At 72.6% G+C, this 17,151-nt stretch carries 15 protein-coding genes; 2 read left to right on the top strand and 13 right to left on the bottom strand.

All coding sequences use genetic code 11. From position 1 onward, the window contains the following. Window positions 1-12 precede the first annotated feature (12 nt). Window positions 13-1,029, bottom strand: coding sequence for a hydroxyacid dehydrogenase (locus E1286_RS02620; RefSeq protein ID WP_246074356.1), 1,017 nt, complete (start codon window positions 1,027-1,029; stop codon window positions 13-15). A 209-nt stretch (window positions 1,030-1,238) separates the two neighbouring features. Here E1286_RS02620 and E1286_RS02615 point away from each other — a divergent pair, with 209 nt between their 5' ends. Further along, window positions 1,239-3,152: a DUF2264 domain-containing protein gene (locus E1286_RS02615; protein ID WP_132608654.1), complete on the top strand. Its 1,914-nt coding sequence runs from the start codon at window positions 1,239-1,241 to the stop codon at window positions 3,150-3,152. On the opposite strand, the gene E1286_RS02610 is transcribed toward E1286_RS02615, so the two are convergent. From E1286_RS02610 to E1286_RS02580, 7 genes are all read right to left on the bottom strand, one after another. After that, window positions 3,153-4,250 (bottom strand): substrate-binding domain-containing protein, encoded by a 1,098-nt coding sequence (locus E1286_RS02610; protein WP_132608653.1) that lies wholly within the window; start codon window positions 4,248-4,250, stop codon window positions 3,153-3,155. It lies immediately after the preceding gene. After that, the gene (locus E1286_RS51125; protein ID WP_132608652.1) at window positions 4,247-6,121 is read right to left on the bottom strand and encodes a heparinase II/III domain-containing protein; all 1,875 of its coding nucleotides are present in this window, start codon (window positions 6,119-6,121) and stop codon (window positions 4,247-4,249) included. The genes E1286_RS02610 and E1286_RS51125 overlap by 4 nt, the downstream gene beginning before the upstream one ends. Before the next feature lie 161 nt (window positions 6,122-6,282). Further along, entirely contained in the window at window positions 6,283-7,245 is a 963-nt protein-coding gene (locus tag E1286_RS02600) for a branched-chain amino acid ABC transporter permease (RefSeq protein ID WP_223189476.1), read from the bottom strand. Beyond that, on the bottom strand, window positions 7,242-8,102 hold the full coding sequence (locus tag E1286_RS02595) for a branched-chain amino acid ABC transporter permease (RefSeq protein ID WP_132608651.1): 861 nt from the start codon (window positions 8,100-8,102) through the stop codon (window positions 7,242-7,244). The genes E1286_RS02600 and E1286_RS02595 overlap by 4 nt, the downstream gene beginning before the upstream one ends. Continuing rightward, window positions 8,099-8,758 (bottom strand): ABC transporter ATP-binding protein, encoded by a 660-nt coding sequence (locus E1286_RS02590; protein WP_132608650.1) that lies wholly within the window; start codon window positions 8,756-8,758, stop codon window positions 8,099-8,101. Before E1286_RS02590 ends, E1286_RS02595 begins: the two co-directional genes overlap by 4 nt. Continuing rightward, entirely contained in the window at window positions 8,755-9,510 is a 756-nt protein-coding gene (locus E1286_RS02585) for an ABC transporter ATP-binding protein (RefSeq protein ID WP_132608649.1), read from the bottom strand. Before E1286_RS02585 ends, E1286_RS02590 begins: the two co-directional genes overlap by 4 nt. 3 nt (window positions 9,511-9,513) lie before the next feature. Next, complete coding sequence (locus E1286_RS02580) at window positions 9,514-10,707, bottom strand: ABC transporter substrate-binding protein (protein ID WP_132608648.1); 1,194 nt, start codon at window positions 10,705-10,707, stop codon at window positions 9,514-9,516. Between E1286_RS02580 and E1286_RS49810 the strand changes: the two genes are divergently transcribed. Beyond that, window positions 10,595-11,314: a hypothetical protein gene (locus E1286_RS49810; RefSeq protein ID WP_342776152.1), complete on the top strand. Its 720-nt coding sequence runs from the start codon at window positions 10,595-10,597 to the stop codon at window positions 11,312-11,314. The genes E1286_RS02580 and E1286_RS49810 overlap by 113 nt on opposite strands. On the opposite strand, the gene E1286_RS02570 is transcribed toward E1286_RS49810, so the two are convergent. The 5 genes from E1286_RS02570 to E1286_RS02550 form a co-directional block, all read right to left on the bottom strand. Then, window positions 11,274-12,077, bottom strand: coding sequence for an HpcH/HpaI aldolase family protein (locus tag E1286_RS02570; protein ID WP_132608647.1), 804 nt, complete (start codon window positions 12,075-12,077; stop codon window positions 11,274-11,276). The two genes, E1286_RS49810 and E1286_RS02570, sit on opposite strands and share 41 nt — an antisense overlap. Further along, the gene (gene hpaH, locus E1286_RS02565; protein WP_132608646.1) at window positions 12,062-12,847 is read right to left on the bottom strand and encodes a 2-oxo-hept-4-ene-1,7-dioate hydratase; all 786 of its coding nucleotides are present in this window, start codon (window positions 12,845-12,847) and stop codon (window positions 12,062-12,064) included. The genes E1286_RS02570 and hpaH overlap by 16 nt, the downstream gene beginning before the upstream one ends. A gap of 36 nt (window positions 12,848-12,883) precedes the next feature. Continuing rightward, the gene (gene hpaD, locus E1286_RS02560) at window positions 12,884-14,044 is read right to left on the bottom strand and encodes a 3,4-dihydroxyphenylacetate 2,3-dioxygenase (RefSeq protein ID WP_132608645.1); all 1,161 of its coding nucleotides are present in this window, start codon (window positions 14,042-14,044) and stop codon (window positions 12,884-12,886) included. 63 nt (window positions 14,045-14,107) lie between these two features. After that, entirely contained in the window at window positions 14,108-15,676 is a 1,569-nt protein-coding gene (gene hpaE / locus E1286_RS02555; protein WP_246074352.1) for a 5-carboxymethyl-2-hydroxymuconate semialdehyde dehydrogenase, read from the bottom strand. After that, window positions 15,673-17,151, bottom strand: a complete 1,479-nt coding sequence (locus tag E1286_RS02550) for a fumarylacetoacetate hydrolase family protein (protein WP_246074350.1) — start codon at window positions 17,149-17,151, stop codon at window positions 15,673-15,675. Before E1286_RS02550 ends, hpaE begins: the two co-directional genes overlap by 4 nt.

Raw genomic sequence — 17,151 nt, 5'->3', positions numbered from 1 at the left:
TCTCCTCGAGGCTCAGGCGCTCACCGGGAACTCGTCGGCCGTCACGGCCGCGCGGGGCGGGCGGCCCGACAGGTGGCGTTCGAGTTCGTCGAGCGCGCTCTCGCTCATCCGCCGGGTCTCCGATCCGAGCGACCCGGCGATGTGGGGGGTGATCATGACGTTGGGCAGGTCGTAGAGGGGCGAGCCGGCCGGCAGCGGCTCCGGCTCGGTGACGTCGAGGATCGCGTCGAGCCGTCCGGCGACGCACTCGCGCTCCAGGGCGGCGGTGTCCAGCACGGCGCCGCGTGCGGTGTTGATGACGGTGGCCCCGTCACGCAGCAGGGCCAGTTCGGCGGCCCCGATGAGGTGGCGGGTGGCCGGCAGCGCGGGGACGTGCAGGGTGAGCACGTCGCAGCGTGACAGCAGGTCGGTGAGCGGGACGAGCTCGCCGCCCGCCGCCCTCACCTCGTCCCGGCCCGCGTACGGGTCGGCGACCAGGACGTCCATCTCGAGGTCGCGCAGCCGCTCCACGACCCGGCGTCCCACGCGGGAGAAGCCGACGACCCCGATGGTGCGGCGGCGGTTGGACAGCTCTCCCCGGCGGGTGGCGTAGGACCAGTCGTCGCGGTGCCTGCGCGCGTCCTGGGCCAGGAACGGGGCCTTCTTGCCGGCGAAGATGACCGCGGCGAGGGTGAACTCGGCGACCGGGATCGCGTTCTCGTCGGCGGCGGTGGTGACCAGGATGCCGCGACGCCACACCTCGTCGGTGACGAAGAAGCGCACCGACCCCGCGCAGTGGAAGATCGCGCGCAGGCGTGGCGCGTCCGCCAGCCGCTCGGCGGTCAGCTCCGGGCAGCCCCACGAGGTCAGCAGCACCTCGACCTCGCGCAGGCGGCGGCGGACGGCCGGCGTGTCCAGCTCCTCGGTCATGACGGGCTCGCCCAGCTCGGCGAGTCCGCGCAGCCGACGCAACTGCTCGTCGTGGAACTGCACGCCGAAACTCGCGGAATCCATGACGAGCAGGGCCTGCGGCCGTCGTCCGTCTGCCACCTGTGTCCTCTCCACGCTGGGCAAGCGCTTACCGGGGTTCGGTTCGCCCGAGCATGTCCGATCGTTACGATCACGTCAAGAGCTGATTAATCACAACGATCAGGTAGTTTGACCGAAATTGATCGTTAGGGGTGCTTTGTGGGCTTGACGTGGCCCGAAGCGCTCGCGTTAACTCCTGGACGACCATCTGGCGATCACTGGAGGCGCCCATGCGGTTGCGGGAGTTCGACGACTGGACGCTCTCGCCGTACACCGGGTGGACCCGGGACCACTGGGCGGCGCTCGCGGACCACCTCCTGCTCACCGCGCGCCGCCACGCGTCGCCGTCCAACGCGCGCGTCTCCTTCCCCGGGCCGCCGGGAGGCTACGGCCCCGACGTGGACGGGCTGGAGGGCTTCGCCCGCACGTTCCTCGCGGCCGGGTTCCGGGTGGCGGGCGAGGACGGGCGCGACCCGCTGGGCCTGATGGACTGGTACGCCCGCGGGCTCGCCGCCGGCGTCGACCCGAAGTCGCCGGACCGCTGGGTGCGTGTGGACGAGCACGACCAGGCCAAGGTCGAGGCCGCCTCGATCGCGCTGGTGCTCCACCTGACCAGGCCGTGGTTGTGGGACAGGCTCGATCCCGTGGTGCGCGAGCAGGTCGTCGACTACCTCGCCCCGGCCGTCGGCTCGGCGTACCCGCCGATCAACTGGGTCTGGTTCCAGCTCGTGGTCGAGCAGTTCCTGGCCTCGGTCGGAGGGCCGTGCCCGGACATCCCGGCCGGGCTCGCGCTCACCGACGGGTTCGTCCGCGAGGACGGCTGGTACGCCGACGGCGCCGAACGGGCCTACGACCACTACGTGGGCTGGGCGCTGCACTTCTACCCGCTGCTGTGGTGCGAGATGGCCGGCCCCGCCGACCCCGCGGCGGACGCCCGGCGCCCCGGCTACCTGCTGCGACTCGAACGGTATCTGCGGGACGCCGTCCACCTGGTCGGGGGCGACGGCTCGCCGCTCGTGCAGGGGCGCAGCCTCACCTACCGGTTCGCGGCGGCGGCGCCGTTCTGGATGGGCGCCCGGGCCGGCGTCGGCGATCCCGGGCTGCTGCGCCGGACGGCCTCCGGCATCGTCCGCCACTTCGCCGAGCGCGGGGCGCCGGACGAGGACGGGATCCTCACGCTCGGCTGGCACGGGCCGTGGCGGCCGATCGCGCAGTCGTACTCGGGGCCAGGGTCGCCGTACTGGGCGGCCAAGGGCCTGTTCGGGCTGGCCCTGCCCGCGGACCACCCGGTGTGGACGGCGGTCGAGGAGCCGCTGCCGGTCGAGTCGGGCGACTTCCAGCTCGCCGTGCGCGCGCCCGGCTGGCTGGTCGCGGGGACCCGTTCCGACGGCGTCGTCCGGGTGGTGAACCACGGGACGGACCACGCCCGGCCGGGCGCGCACCGCTCCGAGCCCGCCCTGTACGCCCGACTCGGCTACTCGACCGCGACCTCGCCGATCCTGGCGGGCGGCTTCGCCGGGCAGCCTTCGGACCAGTCGGTGACGGTCCTCGACGAGGACGGGGCCGCCGCGCACCGGACCGGCTTCGAGACGCTCCTGCTGGAGCGGCTGCCCTCGGGCACGCTGGTGGGCGCGTCCCGCTGGCAGGCCCACTGGGTGCGGCCGGAGGAGGGCCCCGACCACGGTCACGGCCTGCCGGGACGGGTGCGGCTCGGCCCGTGGATCGACGTGGTGTCGGCCGTCCGCGGCGGCTGGGAGGTCCGGCTCGTGCGCGTCACGACCAGTCCGCTGATCCCGTCCGGGCCGCTGCGCCTGCACGGCTGGCCCCTGCCCGCCCTCGAACCCTCGGGAGAGCTCACCGTGCGGGCCGCCACGGGCGGGCGCACGCTGCACTCCCGCCTGGTCGCCGGCCCCGGGCTCGCCGGGCCGGGCGTCCTGTCGGCCGAGGACGCCACGCCGCTGGCGCCCTGGACGCTCGTCCCGTACTGCGGGACGGACGGCCCCGCCGACCCAGGCGCCTGGTACGACGCCGCCCTCTACCTCGGCGGCGAGGCTCCCGCCGCGCCGCCCACCGTCTCCTGGACCGGCGTCACCGCCGTCGTCACCTGGCCCGACACCACCGTGGACGCCCTGCCCGCGCCCTGATCAGGGCCGGGAGGAGGCACGGACGATGAGCCGCGGCTCCACCACGACCCGGTGCGCGGGACGCTCCGGGTCGGGGTCGGCCAGGCGGGCCGCGAGCAGCTCGAAGGCCGCGCGGCCGATGGCGCCCTTGGGCGGGCGGACCGCCGTCAGCGGCGGGTCGCAGAGCTCGGCCAGCTCGTCGTCGTAGGTGACCACGGCCATGTCCTCGGGGACGCGGACGCCGCGCTCCTGGCAGCGCTGCACCAGGCCGATCGCCTCCGGGTCGGAGTGCACGAGCAGCGCGGTGGTGCCCGAGGAGACGCAGGCGTCGAGCAGGTCCTCCAGCACGCCGGCCCACTCGGGGTCGCGCACGTCGACGGTGTCGGCGTCGGGCGCGCCGTCGAGCCCCAGCTCCTCGCACGCCCGCCGCCACCCACGGCGCACGTGCGGCGACGTCGGGCTCTGCCGCGTGGTGATCACGCCGATCCGCCGGTGGCCGAGCGAGGCCAGGTGCCGTACCGCCATGGAGGCGCCCAGCGCGTGGTCGCTCATCACCGACTCCATCGCCTCCTGGTACGGGCCCACGGTCGCCGCGCGTTCGATGAGCACGACGGGCACGCCCGCGTCCTGCAGCCACCGCACCAGCGCCTCGCCGTCATCGCCCGTGGTGGTGGGTGCCACCAGGAGCCCGTCCACGCCGCCGGACTCGACCAGCCGGGCGAGCTGGCGGCTCTCGTCGGCGGCGTGGTAGCTGGCGCCGCGCAGCACGATCCGCGCGCCGGCCGCGTCGGCCGCCTCCCGTACGCCGCGGATCACGTCGGGCCAGTAGTAGTGGAGCGACGGCACCACCATGCCGATCGTGAGCCGCTGCTCCGTCGGCGCCTCGGCCGCTCCCCGTTCGGCGGGGGCCGCCTCGCCGTGCAGCACGGCCCCGCCGCGCACCCGGCGCACGAGGCCCTGGGACGACAGCAGCGCGATGTCCCGGCGCACGGTGATCACCGAGACGTCCAGCTCGGCGGCCAGGTCGGACACCCGCACCACACCGCGCCTGCGCAGCAGCTCCACGACGTGGGCCCGCCGCTCCTCGGGCAGCGGGGCCGTCGAGTCCGAGACCGTCATGCGCGCACCTCCACGTGGACCTCGAGCTCACCGTGCGCCGTGGCGGGCGTGGTCAGTTCGAGCCTGGTCAGCCGGTCGCCCCAGACGCCGCGCAGCATGGGGTCCTCCAGCGTACGGACGGTCAGCGCGGCGGCGGCGCGCTCCGGTTCCCAGAAGATCAGCACGCCGCGCCCGCCTCCGGGTGGCCGGGCGGCCAGCCTGCCGGGCGCGAGCAGCTCGACGTGGCCGGCGAGCAGGAAGTGCAGCGCGCTGGGGCCGCCCTCGGCGGTGAAGCTCCAGCGGTCGGCGACCGTCACCCGGCCGGCGTGCCGGTCGAGCCGGGCCGTGCGCAGCCACCCCGCCAGGCCGGGCACCGGGTAGGCGCCCGCGAGGTCCATCCGCACCTCGAACAGCTCCCGCGACCGCGTCACCGCGACGTCGCGCACGCCGAACTCCCGGCCCTGAGCCTGCGGCGTCCCCCGCACCTCGGGCACGTTGTGCCAGCTGCTCTGCATCGTCCAGATCGCGTACCGATCCGGCCCGAAGGTCTGCGCCGTGTACGTGGGCCGGCCCGCGTCCACGACCACCGGCACGCCGTCCACGGCCACCACCACGGAGCCGGCGTCGTTGTGGTTGTGATGCTCCCCGTTGTGGCCGCCCTTGACGGCGAGCGTCAGCCCGAGCGCGCTGCCGGCGGCCGCCCGCGCCAGCCCCACCTGCGTCCCCGGCAACCACACGTCGGCCACCAACGGCGCCGCGGCCTGCTCCGTTCGTGCCGCCGGCCAGGCGTGATCGGCGAGCTCGGCCAGCGCTCGACCGAGCTCGGCGGAGGCCGGCACGGCTCGGCGGGCGTCGAGGGCGTGGCGGGCGGCGTCGGTGTCGCCGGTGCGGCGGGCCCAGCGGTACGGGACGTGCCACGGCTGGTCGGACGGCGGCAGCGCCCGGGCGTCGGCGAAGTTGACGTACCACGGGCCGCCGAGATGCATGCGGTGCGGGAACGCGACCGTCTCCCGCACGACCGGGACGTCCGCCGCGCTCAACGCCCCGGCGGTGGCGTGCTCCAGGAGGTCGAGCGCCTCCAGGGCCCGGCACGCGCCGTTCCACCAGTATTCGTAGCCCTCGTCCACGGAGCCGTCGGCGGGCAGCGCGGCGAGGTAGCGGTCGATCCCGGCCACCGCCCACGCGACCTGCCGCGCCCGCTCCTCGCCGGGCTCGGCCAGGCGCAGGGCCGCCACGAGCACGTTGCCGCAGATCCACGGGCACCAGTTGTGCACGTCGCCGTCGAGCCCCAGCCAGTGCCAGTCGCGCCGCCGGGTGAACGGCTCCAGCACCCGCGCCCGCACCTCGGCCCGCACCCGCTCCCGCAGCCCGGGGAACCGGTCGTCCAGCCGCCCGCCGAGCGCGTGGTCGGCCCAGGCGAGCTGGGCGGCCACGTCGGCGGCGCCCAGGTCGAGGTACGGAGCGGCGGGATCGGGCAGCACCGTGCCGCGCTCGAGGCAGCCGCTCTCGTGCGCCGGCCAGCACCACGAGCTCTGCTCGCACAGCTGGACGATGCCGTCGGAGGCCTCGTCCAGCCACCCCTGATCGGCGTCGTCCAGGGCCATGAGGACGGCCCGGGTCAGCCGGTCCTGCCTGCCGAACACGCGGTCCTCGTAGCCGGTGCGGTCGCCGTCGCGGAAGAACCGGGCGAACTGCGAGGCCAGCGGCTGCGGCCACGGCGTGCCCAGCTCGGTCACCGCCTGCTCACGCACCTCGGCCAGCGCCCCGGGCGGGGCCTGACCGATGGGCGGCAATGACTTCTCGGGCGGCAGCAGGGCGCGCATCAGCCCTTCCGGGGTCGCCGCCGCCCCCCAGGGGGAGAGCAGCGGAGAGCCGGTGGCGGTGTTCGGCATGGTCCTCCCTCGACGACATCTCATCGTACCGATCGAAAATGATCGGAACTGAATCACAAACGGCTCAAGGGAACAATCGGATCAGCGTCAGCCTGGGGCCCGTGTTCGAGTACCACGGGTGGTCCCCACGCTGGAGGACCCGGCGGGGTGACGACCGGCGATCACACGCGTTCGCTCAGGCTCTTCCGTCTGCGGCTGAGGGCGGGCACGAGGCCCCTGGGCATGAAGAGCACCATCCCGATCAGCACGAGCGCGTACACGGCGTACGACAGCACGGTCGGCGCGTACGACGGCATGCCCGGCAGCGTGGCCAGGCCGTCCAGCCCCTGCACCAGCAGCGTGATGGCGGTGGCCCCGACGACGGCGCCCCAGATCGTGCCGAGCCCGCCCACCACCGCCATGACGATGTACTGGATCGAGATGAGCACGGGGAAGGAGCCGGGTGCGACGTAACCGGTGTAGTAGCAGTAGATGCCGCCGGCCAGCCCGGCGAACGCCGCCGACAGCGCGAACACCACGAGCTTGTAGCGCCCCACGGGGATGCCGGAGGAGGCGGCGGCGGTCTCGCTGGTGGCCAGCGCGCGCAGGGCCCGGCCGGGCCGGGAGGTGATGACGTTCCGCGTCACCAGCATCACCAGCGCGAGCCCAGCCCACGTCAGGTACGCGTACGCCGCCGCGCCGCCCGCCTCCCACGAGCCGACGCCGAACTGCGGGATGCCCTGCAGCCCGATGTCGCCGCCGGTGAACTCCAACTGCCCCGCCACCGACAGCAGGATGAGCTGCATGGCCAGGGTCGCGAACGCCAGATGGTGACCGCGCAGCCGCAGCAGCGGCGTACCGACGACCAGCGCGGACGCGGCGGCGACCACGGGCGCGGCGACCAGCCCGGCCAGCGGCGGCACCCCGCCGAGCGTGAGCAGCGCGGCCGTGTACGCGCCGATGCCGTAGAAGGCGCCCTGCCCCAGGGAGACCTGCCCCGCGTACCCCATGAGCAGCGACACCCCGACGGTGACCATCGCGGCCAGGCCCAGCAGGATGTAGACGGCCAGCGCGCTGTCGTCGAGCACCGCGGGCAGCGCGAGCGTCACGACGGCCACGACCGGCACCGCGACCCGCCCGATCACGTGACCTCCTGGGAGAGCGTCGAGCGGCGGCTCGCCTGGACGATCATGACGACGATCATGAGGCCGAGCGCCACCTCCAGCTGATGGGACCCGTAGCCGTAGCCCGCCGCCATGGTCTCGGCCACGCCCAGCAGCAGCGCGCCGACGAGCGTGACCACGGGCCGGGTGAGCGCCCCGAAGACCGCCGCGGCGAAGCCGTTGACGATGAGCGTGACGTCGGTGTCGAACGAGATGGGCCGCAGCGGTGTCACCAGCACCCCGGCCAGGCCGCCGAGCAGCCCGCCGAGCGCGAACGCCAGCAGCCCCATCCGCCGCACGTCGATGCCGACGACGCGGGCGGCGTACGGGTTGGAGGCGCAGGCGGTCAGCGCCTTGCCCAGGTAGGTGCGCCCGAAGAAGAGCGCGAGCAGCACGAACGTGGCCGCCGTCACCCCGATCACCAGCAGGTGCTGGGTCTGGATGCGCGCCCCCGCCAGCGTCACCGAGCCGGCGAGCCCGGGCGCCGACCGCGGCTGGTCGCCCCACAGCACGATCTCGACGGCGTACGCGAGCACGCCCACGCCCAGGGTCACGATGAGCGACGACAGCGGCGTGGTGTCGCGTCTGCCGATGGCGGCCACCCCGGCCAGCAGCCCCGCGAACGCCGCCACCGCGACGGCGGCCAGTTCGCTCACACCGTGCGGGATCCCGAGCCCGAGCAGCGACGACACGCAGAGCCCGGCGACCACGGCGAAGGTGCCCTGGGCGAAGTTGACCACGCCGGTGACGCGGTGGATGACGACCAGGCCGCTGGCGACCAGCGCGATCGCGCACCCTACCGCCAGCCCGTTGAGCAGATACGTCAGGAACGCGCTCACGAGATCGCGCCTCCCAGGTACGCGCTGGCCACCCGGGGGTCGCCGGCCAGCTCAGAGCACGGCCCCTCGGTCACCAGCCGCCCGGACTCCAGCACGTACGCCCGGTCGCACAGGTCGAACGCCAGCCGCGCGTTCTGCTCGATGAGCAGCACGGTCAGGCCGCGTGACCGGTTCAGCCCGGCCAGGTGGGCGGCCAGGTCGGCGGTCACGGTGGGGGCCAGGCCGAGGGAGAGCTCGTCGACCACGAGCGCGTCGGGCTCGGACATCATCGCCCGCCCGAAGGCCACCATCTGCTGCTCGCCGCCTGACAGCACGCCCGCCTTGCGCCCGGCCAGCTCGGCCAGACGGGGCAGCAGGTCGTAGACGGTCGAGGGGTCGCGGCGGCCGGAGCGCCAGCCGCCGAGCGCCAGGTTGTCGGCCACCGACAGGTCGGGGAAGAGCTGGCGGCCCTCGGGGATGAGCGCCGGCCGGCCGCCGATCCGCACCGTGCCCGACGCGGGCTTGAGCAGCCCGGCCAGGGTGTTCGCGAGCGTGGACTTGCCGGCTCCGTTCGGGCCGAGCAGGGCGACCATCTCGCCCTCGGCGACCGCGAGCGTGATGTGCTCCAGCGCGGTCGCGGTGCCGTACGAGACCACCAGGTCCTGGACGTCGATCATGACGCCTGCCCGAGGTAGGCGGCGAGCACCAGCGGGTCGGCGCGCACCTCGGCGGGCGGGCCGTCGGCGATGACCTGGCCGAGGTCGAGCACCACGACGCGGTCGGCCAGGCGGGTCACGAAGGCCACGTCGTGCTCGATGAGCAGGATCGTCAGCCCGCCGGCGCGCAGCTCCTCGACCAGCGCCGCGAGCCGTTCGCGTTCCTCGCCCCGCAGCCCCGAGGCGGGCTCGTCGAGCAGCAGCAGCCGGGGGCGCGCGCACAGGGCGCGGGCCAGCTGCAACGCCCGCTGCTGGCCGATCGGCAGCCGGTCGGCGGGCCGGTCGGCCCACTCGCTCAGGCCGACGCGGCCGAGGGCGCGCTCGGCCTCGGCGGCGATCTCGCGCTCGTCGCGCCGGTGCCGCGGCAGCCGCAGCGCCGCCGAGACGAACCCGGCGTTCGTGCGCCCGTGCATGCCGACCATGACGTTCTCGCGGACGGTCATGCCGCGGAACACCCGGGCCGCCTGGAAGACGATCGACATGCCGAGCCTGGCCCGCCGGTGGGGGGCGAGCCGGTCGACCCGCCGGCCGAGGAAGGAGATCTCGCCGCGGTCGGCCGCCAGGTGACCGGTGATGAGGTTGAACAGGGTGGACTTGCCGGCGCCGTTCGGGCCGATGACACCGCAGACCTCGCCGTCCGCGACCGACAGCGACACGTCACGGACGGCGTAGACGCCGCCGAAGGAACGGGAGACCCCGGTGACCGTCAGCACGCCTCACCCTGCCTCGGCGACGGTCTTCGCCAGCTGCTCCTTGGCCCACTCGGTGGGCACGAACGCGCCGTTCCGCACGGTGTTGATCGAGATGTACTCGGGGGACAGGCCGGAGTGGTCGGTGGGGGAGTAGCGGAAGCGGCCGTTCGGCGTGATCAGGTCCATGGTCTCCAACGCCTGCTGGATCTTCGTCTTGTCGGTGCTGCCGGCCTTCCTGATCGCCTCGAACAGCAGCAGGCTCGCGCTGTAGCCGTCCTGGGCGAACTGCGGCGGCGGGTAGCCGTGCTTCTGCTCGAACGGCGCGGCCATCTGCTCGATGACCTCCTTCTGCCGGCCCGCCGGCAGGTGCTCGCCGACCACGCCGATCGCGCTCTGCACGATCATGCCCTCGGCGTCCTTGCCCATCGGCTCCAGCCACAGCGTGCTGGCCTGAGAGCCGGTCAGGAACAGCGGCGTCTCCAGCCCGGAGGCCACGTACTGCTTGGCCGCCGTCACCCCGGGCGCGCCCGAGCCCCAGAACACCAGCGCCTCGGCCTGGGAGTCGCGCACGTGCTGGAACAGCGCGCTGAAGTCGGAGGTGGTCGTCTCGTACGGCTCGTCCACGGCGATCGTCACGCCGTACTCGGCGGCGAGCTCGACCATCGACTCGTGCCCGGAGACCGAGTAGGCGCTCTTGGAGTCCCACGCCACCGCGATCGTCCTGATGCCCTCGGCCTGGATGTACTGCAGGTAGCGCTCGGCGTACATGCTGGACAGAGCGGGCGTGACGAAGATGTACGACTTGATCGGCTCGACCTGCTCCTGCGCCGGGGCCAGCGACAGGTACGGCATCCGGTCCCGCTGCGCCAGCGGCTCGACCGCCAGCGCCGCGTTGGAGAACACCGGCCCGATCAGCGCGTCGATCTCGCCCTTGATCTGGTTGTAGGCCACGATGCCCTGGTCGGGGGCCGTCTTGTCGTCGCGCGTGATGAGCTCCACCCTGCGGCCGAGCAGCCCGCCCTGCGCGTTGACCTGCTCGACGGCCAGCTCGACGGCCTTCTTGTCCTCGCTGCCGAGCGGCGTGTAGTTGCCGGTCAGCGAGACGATGAGGCCCACCCTGATCGGATCCTGCGCGCCGGATCCGCCACCGCCGCCGTCACCGGCGCACGCGGTCAGCGCCACCAGGAGAGCGGCGAGGGACGGAAGAAGCCTGCGCATCAGGACCTCCTGGAGTCACCGCGTGATGCGGCTCGGTCGCTTGAGGATCCGCCGCTTTCCCTGGTCACTCCGGTCGCTCGGTCCTCAGGTGGCGGCGGCTCCCTCGCGTGGCCCCCCGAATGTAGGCAGGTACATCACGGCTGTCAATACTCTGCCCAACCTCGGGGAGGAGGGCCGCGTGCGGCCCCAATCGGTGATTCTGACCTTCCTCGGCGACCACGTATACGGCCGCGACATCTGTGTGTCGTCGCGGACGTTCATCGACGCGTTCGCCCGGGTGGGGATCTCGGAGGAGGCCACCCGCTCGGCGCTGACCCGCATGGTCCGGCGCGGGCTGCTGCGCCGCACGCGAGCCGGCCGCCGCATGTACTTCGGCCCCACCCCGGCCAGCACCGAGGTGCTCAGGGACGGCGAGCGCCCGGCCCACAGAATCGACGACCGCGGGTGGGTGAGTCGTGAGCCGCCACGGCCCATCCATCGCGTGCCGGTCCTGCCCGACGCGTCCCCACCCGCGGGGTCACGGTGTCGCCGACGGGGTCACCCCCGTGCGGCCTCTGTCCTTGTGGTCAGTACGAGGCGCGTGCCGCGTCGCCCTTCTCGTGGATGAAGGTCGCCGCGAGGGCCTCGGAAGCGCGTGCGACCAAGGCGACGTCGGCGCCGACGAGCACGAAGCGGGCCCCGGCGTCCGCGTAGGCGCGTGCCACTCGCGGGTCGAAGGCGTTGACGCCGACGGGCTTGCCCGCGGCGGCGACGCCGTCGAAGGCGCGGTGCACGGCGGCGACGACGTCGGGGTGCGTCTGTTCTCCCAAGACGCCCATGGAGGCGGCGAGGTCGCTCGGACCGACGAAGACGCCGTCGATGCCGGGGGTCGCCGCGATCGCCTCCGCGGATGCCGCCCCCTCGGCCGTCTCGATCTGCACGAACACGGAGACGTGGTCGTCGGCGTTGCGGAGGTAGCCGTCCACGCGGTTCCAGCGGGCGGAGCGGGCGAGGGCGCTCCCGACGCCGCGACGGCCCGCGGGCGGGTACATCGCGGCCTCCGCGACGGCTCGGGCCTCGTCGGGTGTCGAGATCATCGGCACGAGGATCGTCTGGGCGCCGAGGTCGAGGACCCGCTTGATGGTCACGGGGTCGGCGGCGGGGACGCGGACGACCGGCGTGACCGGGTAGGCCGAGACGGCGTACAACTGCGCGAGCGTGGACTCGAGGCCGTTGGGGGCATGCTCCATGTCGATGAGCACCCAGTCGAGGCCCGAGCCCGCCATGATCTCGGCCATGACGGGGGAGCCGGAGCAGACCCATCCGCCGAACAGCGGACGCTCGGCTGCGGCGAGCCGGTCGCGGAGGGTCGGGTTCAGATGAAGCGGCATGAGATGGTCCCCATCGGTCCGTAGTCGGCCAGCACGGTGTCGCCCTTCTCGATCCACACGGGACGGGTGAACGACCCGGCGAGGATGATCTCGCCGGCTTCCAGGCGATCGCCGTGCCGGTGCGTCTTGTTCGCCAGCCACGCGACGCCCGACGCGGGGTGGTTCAGGACCCCGGCGGCGACGCCCGTCTCCTCGATCGTCTCGTTGCGGTAGAGGAGAGCCGACACCCACCGCAGGTCGATCGCGTCGGGGCTCGTCGGGTTGCCTCCGAGCACGAGCCCGCCGTAGGCGGCGTTGTCGGAGATGGTGTCGACGATCGTGCGGCCTTCGAGCTCGATGCGGGAATTGAGCACCTCGAGGGCGGGCGTGACGTATTCCGTGGCGCGCATGACGTCGAACAGCGTGCAGTACGGGCCCTCGAGCGGCTCCTTCAGGACGAAGGCCAGCTCGACCTCGATGCGCACGTTGGAGAACCGGTCATGCGGGATGTGGGCGCCGTTCTCCCACACGGTGTCGTCGAACATGACGCCGTAGTCGGGCTCCGTGATGCCGGTCGCGGCCTGCATGGCACGCGAGGTGAGCCCGATCTTGCGGCCGACGAGGCGACGCCCGGCTGCGAGGCTCTTCTCTTTCCACACCGCCTGGATGGCGTAGGAGTCCTCGACCGTGGCCTCGGGGAACCGCGCGGTGATGCGGGGCATGAGCTCGTGCGTCCGCTCCGCCTGCGCCAGTTCCTCCGCGAGGGACGTGATGGTGTCTTTGGCAAGCATGATGACTCTTCCGTGAGAAGTCGGTGCGGGAACCTCTTAGAGCTGGTGGCCCAGCTTGTACTCGCCCTGCTTGTACTCGGGCAGCCCTTCGGCGTCGTCCTTGCGGGTGTAGGAGAAGCCGTCGGCGCCGATCGTGACCGCCATCTCGCTCGCGTCGGTGCGGGCGACGACGGGCTGCGGGTTGCCGTCGAGGTCGAGCACCAGTGAGGCGTCGGTGTACCAGCTGGGCACGACGGGATTGCCCCACCAGTCGCGGCGCTGGTTGTCGTGCACGTCCCAGGTGATGACGGGGTTGTCGGGGTCGCCCGTGTAGTAGTCCTGGGTGTAGATCTCGACGCGGTGGCCGTCGGGGTCGCGCAGGTAGAGGTAGAACGCGTTCGAGACGCCGTGCCGGCCGGGGCCGCGCTCGATGGCGTCGGAGCGGCGCAGCGCACCGAGCTTGTCGCAGATGGCGAGAATGTTGTGCTTCTCGTGCGTGGAGAACGCGACGTGGTGCATGCGGGGACCGTCGCCGCCCGTGGCCGCGGTGTCGTGGACGGTGGGCTTGCGGCGCATCCACGCGGCGTAGACGACGCCGTCGGAGTCCTGGATGTCCTCCGTGACGCGGAACCCGAGGTCCTGGTAGTGGCGGACGGCCTTGGGCACGTCCGGCGTGACCTGGTTGAAGTGGTCGAGGCGCACGAGGGCGCCGGGCGTGTAGAGGTCGTAACGCCAGGCGAGGCGCTCGACGTGCTCGACGGCGTAGAAGAACTCGTACGGGAAGCCGAGCGGGTCCTCCACGCGCACGGAGTCACCGATGCCCTTGACGAAGCCGTCCTTCCGGCGCTCGACGCGGCATCCCAGCTCCGTGTAGAAGGCGACGGCCTTGTCGAGGTCCTCGGGAGTGCGGACCCGGTACGAGAACGCCGCGACGGCGGCGATGGGCCCCTTGCGCAGCACGAGGTTGTGGTGGATGAACTCCTCGAGCGAGCGGAGGTAGATCGTCTCGTCGTCCTCCTCGGTGACGGTCAGGCCAAGGACGTCGACGTAGAACTCGCGGGAGGCGGCGAGGTCGGTGACGACGAGCTCCATGTAGGCGCAACGCAGGATGTCGGGCGCGGGCGAGGAGGGCGTGGGGACGGGGTTCTCCGCGTGGATGGGCGCCTCCTCGGTGACGTAGAAGCCGGAGGAGGTCGGAGTGCGGTCGTGGGCGGGCATGTCAGCGTCCTTGCTTTCGTGATGGGTGAGAACGTGTCGGGGGTCGGTGGCGTCGTGGTGCTTCTACTTGCCGAACGTGGGGTTGTGGACCTTGCCGAGCGTGATGTGCACGGCCTGCTGGTCGGTGTAGAAGTCGATCGAGCGGTAGCCGCCCTCGTGTCCGAGGCCCGACGCCTTGACGCCACCGAAGGGTGTGCGCAGGTCGCGGACGTTGTTGGAGTTGAGCCACACCATGCCCGCCTCGATGGCCTGCGCGAAGTTGTGGGCGCGCTTGAGGTCGTTCGTCCAGACGTAGGCGGCGAGACCGTATTTCGTATCGTTCGCCAGCGCGAGTGCCTCCTCGTCCGTGTCGAAGGGCGTGATCGCGACGACGGGGCCGAAGATCTCCTCCTGGAAGATGCGGGCGTCGGGGGCGACGTCGGCGAACACGGTCGGGGCCACGAAGTTGCCGAAGTCGAAGCCCTCGGGGCGGCCGCCTCCCGCCACGAGGCGGCCCTCGCCCTTGCCGATCTCGACGTAGCTCATGACCTTCTCGAAGTGCTCGGGGTGCACGAGCGCGCCGACCTCGGTGGCGGGATCGTGCGGATAGCCGACCTTCACGCGCATCGCCTGCGCGGCATACCGCTCGACGAACTCGTCGTACACGTCGCGCTGGACGAGGAGGCGGCTACCGGCCGTGCAGCGCTCGCCGTTGAGCGAGAAGACACCGAAGATGGTCGCGTCGATCGCGGCGTCGAGGTCGGCGTCGGCGAAGACGATGGCGGGGGACTTGCCGCCGAGCTCCATCGACAGGCCCTTGAGGTACGGGGCGGCGTTGGCGAAGATGATCTGACCCGTGCGGCTCTCGCCCGTGAACGAGATGAGCGGCACGTCGGGGTGCTTGACGAGCGCGTCGCCGGCGTCCTCTCCGAGGCCGTTGACGAGGTTGAAGACGCCCTGGGGCAGCCCCGCCTCCTCGAAGATCCCCGCCCACAGCGACGCCGACAACGGGGTGAACTCGGCCGGCTTGAGCACGACGGTGTTGCCCGTCGCGAGGGCGGGGCCGAGCTTCCAGCTCTCGAGCATGAAGGGCGTGTTCCACGGCGTGATGAGTCCCGCGACGCCGATCGGCTTGCGGTTGACGTAGTTGATCTGGCGGCCGGGGACCTTGAAGGTGTCGTCGGCCTGGGCGACGATCAGGTCGGCGAAGAACCGGAAGTTCTCGGCCGCGCGGCGTGCCTGGCCGAGCGCCTGCGTGATCGGCAGGCCCGAGTCGAACGACTCCAGCTCGGCGAGGCGGGCGTCGCGGGACTCGACGATGTCGGCGATGCGGTGCAGCACGCGCGAGCGCTCGCGCGGCAGCATGCGGGGCCACGGGCCCTCCCTGAACGCGCGACGGGCCGCGACGACGGCGCGGTCGATGTCGGCCTTCCTGCCGGCCGCGGCCTGCACGTACACCTCGTTGGAGACGGGTTCGAGCACGTCGAACGTGTCACCGTCGAGCGAGTCGACGAACTCGCCGTCGATGTAGTGCTGGATGCGCGCGGGCAGGTCGGCGGGGACGTGCCGGGCGGAGGTCGCGGTGTCGGTCATCTGGTCTTCCCGTTCGGAGGTGAGCTGGGATCGGTCGGTGGAGGGGGCCCCTGCGGTCATCGGGTCTCCGCCTCGGTGGCCGCCTCGTACTTGGCGCGCCACTCCGCGTTCATGGGGAACAGACCGTCGACGGGGTGACCGGCCGCGACCTGCTCGGCTATCCACGCGTCCTCGGTCTCCTGAGCGAGTGCGGCGTCGGCCACCTCCTCGGCGATCGCCGGGGGGATCACGATGACGCCGTCGTCGTCGCCCACGATGATGTCGCCGGGCTGGACCGTGGCGCCGCCGCAGGCGATCGTGAGGTCGGTGTCCCACGGCACGTGCTTGCGGCCGAGTACGGCGGGGTGCGGCCCCTGGCTGAAGACGGGGAGGTCGATGCCGGCGACCGTCGCGTGGTCGCGCACGCCGCCGTCCGTGACGACACCCGCCGCGCCGCGGGCGAGGGCGCGCAGGGCGAGCACGTCGCCGAGGGTGCCGGAGCCGCGCTCGCCGCGCGCCTCGATGACGATGACCTCGCCCTCCCGTACGGCGTCGAACGCGCGTTTCTGCGCGTTGTAGCCGCCGCCGTGGCTTCGGAAGAGGTCTTCGCGGTTCGGGACGAAGCGCAGTGTCTTCGCGACGCCGACGAGCTTCGTGCCCGGCCGGGTCGCGTGCACGCCGTCGATGGAGACGTTGTCGAGGCCGCGCTTGCGAAGTTGCTGCGACAGCCCGGCGACGGGTGTCTTGAGCAGCTTGTCACGCAGCTCGGGGGACATGGCCGGGGCGGTGGGGGCAGCCGGGAGCCCTGCCGCCTCGCGGGAGCCCCACGCCTCCTCGCGCTGGAGGTCGTCGACCGAGGGGAGCGAACCGATGACGGGATCGAAGTCGCCGGGACCGTCGATCACGCGACTCGTCAGCCTGCCCGAGCTCGGTGCACCGGGCGTGTGCGGCGCGTCGACTTCGACCTCGACGATGTCTCCTGGGCCGGCCACGGACGCGCCGGCCGGTGTGCCGGTGAGGATGAGGTCGCCGGTCTCGAGGGTGAGGTGCTGGGAGAGGTCGGCGATGATCTGGGAGAGCGGGAAGATGAGGCCGCCGGTTTCGCCCTCCTGCACGAGCTCGCCGTTGAGCCACGTCCGCACGCGCAGCGCTGTGGGCTCGACCGCACGCGCGTCGATGAGCCGCGGGCCGACGGGGGTGTAGCCGTCGCGTCCCTTGTTGCGCACGTTCGACCCCTTGTCGTTGGCGCGCAGGTCGTACAGGCCCCAGTCGTTGGCCGCCGTCACCCAGGCCACGTGACTCCAGGCCTCGGCGGGGGAGACGCTTCGCGCGGGTGAGCCGATGACGAGGGCGATCTCGCCCTCGAAGGCGAGCAGCTCCGTGCCCTCGGGACGCTCGACCGCGTCGCCCGAGGCGGCCAGGGAGCTCGACGGCTTGAGGAAGTACGAAGGTGCGGCAGGGCGGCGGCCGCGCTGCGCTGCGCGCGACTCGTAGCTGATGTGGACGGCGATGATCTTCCCCGGGGTGACGGGAAGGGAGCCGGGTGCGGTGCTCAT

This window comes from Nonomuraea terrae (genome assembly GCF_004348995.1).
GTDB classification, from domain to species: domain Bacteria; phylum Actinomycetota; class Actinomycetes; order Streptosporangiales; family Streptosporangiaceae; genus Nonomuraea; species Nonomuraea terrae.
The sequence above is the reverse complement of the archived record's forward strand: the minus strand, read 5'-3'. Positions and strand labels throughout refer to the sequence as shown.

What these genes read in the sequence shown, in the direction of transcription:
- E1286_RS02615 (WP_132608654.1), top strand. Translation starts at nt 1,239, where the DNA reads ATGCGGTTGCGGGAGTTCGACGACTGGACGCTCTCGCCGTACACCGGG.
- E1286_RS02610 (WP_132608653.1), bottom strand. Translation starts at nt 4,250, where the DNA reads ATGACGGTCTCGGACTCGACGGCCCCGCTGCCCGAGGAGCGGCGGGCC.
- E1286_RS51125 (WP_132608652.1), bottom strand. Translation starts at nt 6,121, where the DNA reads ATGCCGAACACCGCCACCGGCTCTCCGCTGCTCTCCCCCTGGGGGGCG.
- E1286_RS02590 (WP_132608650.1), bottom strand. Translation starts at nt 8,758, where the DNA reads ATGATCGACGTCCAGGACCTGGTGGTCTCGTACGGCACCGCGACCGCG.
- E1286_RS49810 (WP_342776152.1), top strand. Translation starts at nt 10,595, where the DNA reads ATGAGGCCCACCCTGATCGGATCCTGCGCGCCGGATCCGCCACCGCCG.
- E1286_RS02580 (WP_132608648.1), bottom strand. Translation starts at nt 10,707, where the DNA reads ATGCGCAGGCTTCTTCCGTCCCTCGCCGCTCTCCTGGTGGCGCTGACC.
- E1286_RS02570 (WP_132608647.1), bottom strand. Translation starts at nt 12,077, where the DNA reads ATGCCGCTTCATCTGAACCCGACCCTCCGCGACCGGCTCGCCGCAGCC.
- hpaH (WP_132608646.1), bottom strand. Translation starts at nt 12,847, where the DNA reads ATGCTTGCCAAAGACACCATCACGTCCCTCGCGGAGGAACTGGCGCAG.
- hpaD (WP_132608645.1), bottom strand. Translation starts at nt 14,044, where the DNA reads ATGCCCGCCCACGACCGCACTCCGACCTCCTCCGGCTTCTACGTCACC.
- hpaE (WP_246074352.1), bottom strand. Translation starts at nt 15,676, where the DNA reads ATGACCGCAGGGGCCCCCTCCACCGACCGATCCCAGCTCACCTCCGAA.
- E1286_RS02550 (WP_246074350.1), bottom strand. Translation starts at nt 17,151, where the DNA reads ATGAGCACCGCACCCGGCTCCCTTCCCGTCACCCCGGGGAAGATCATC.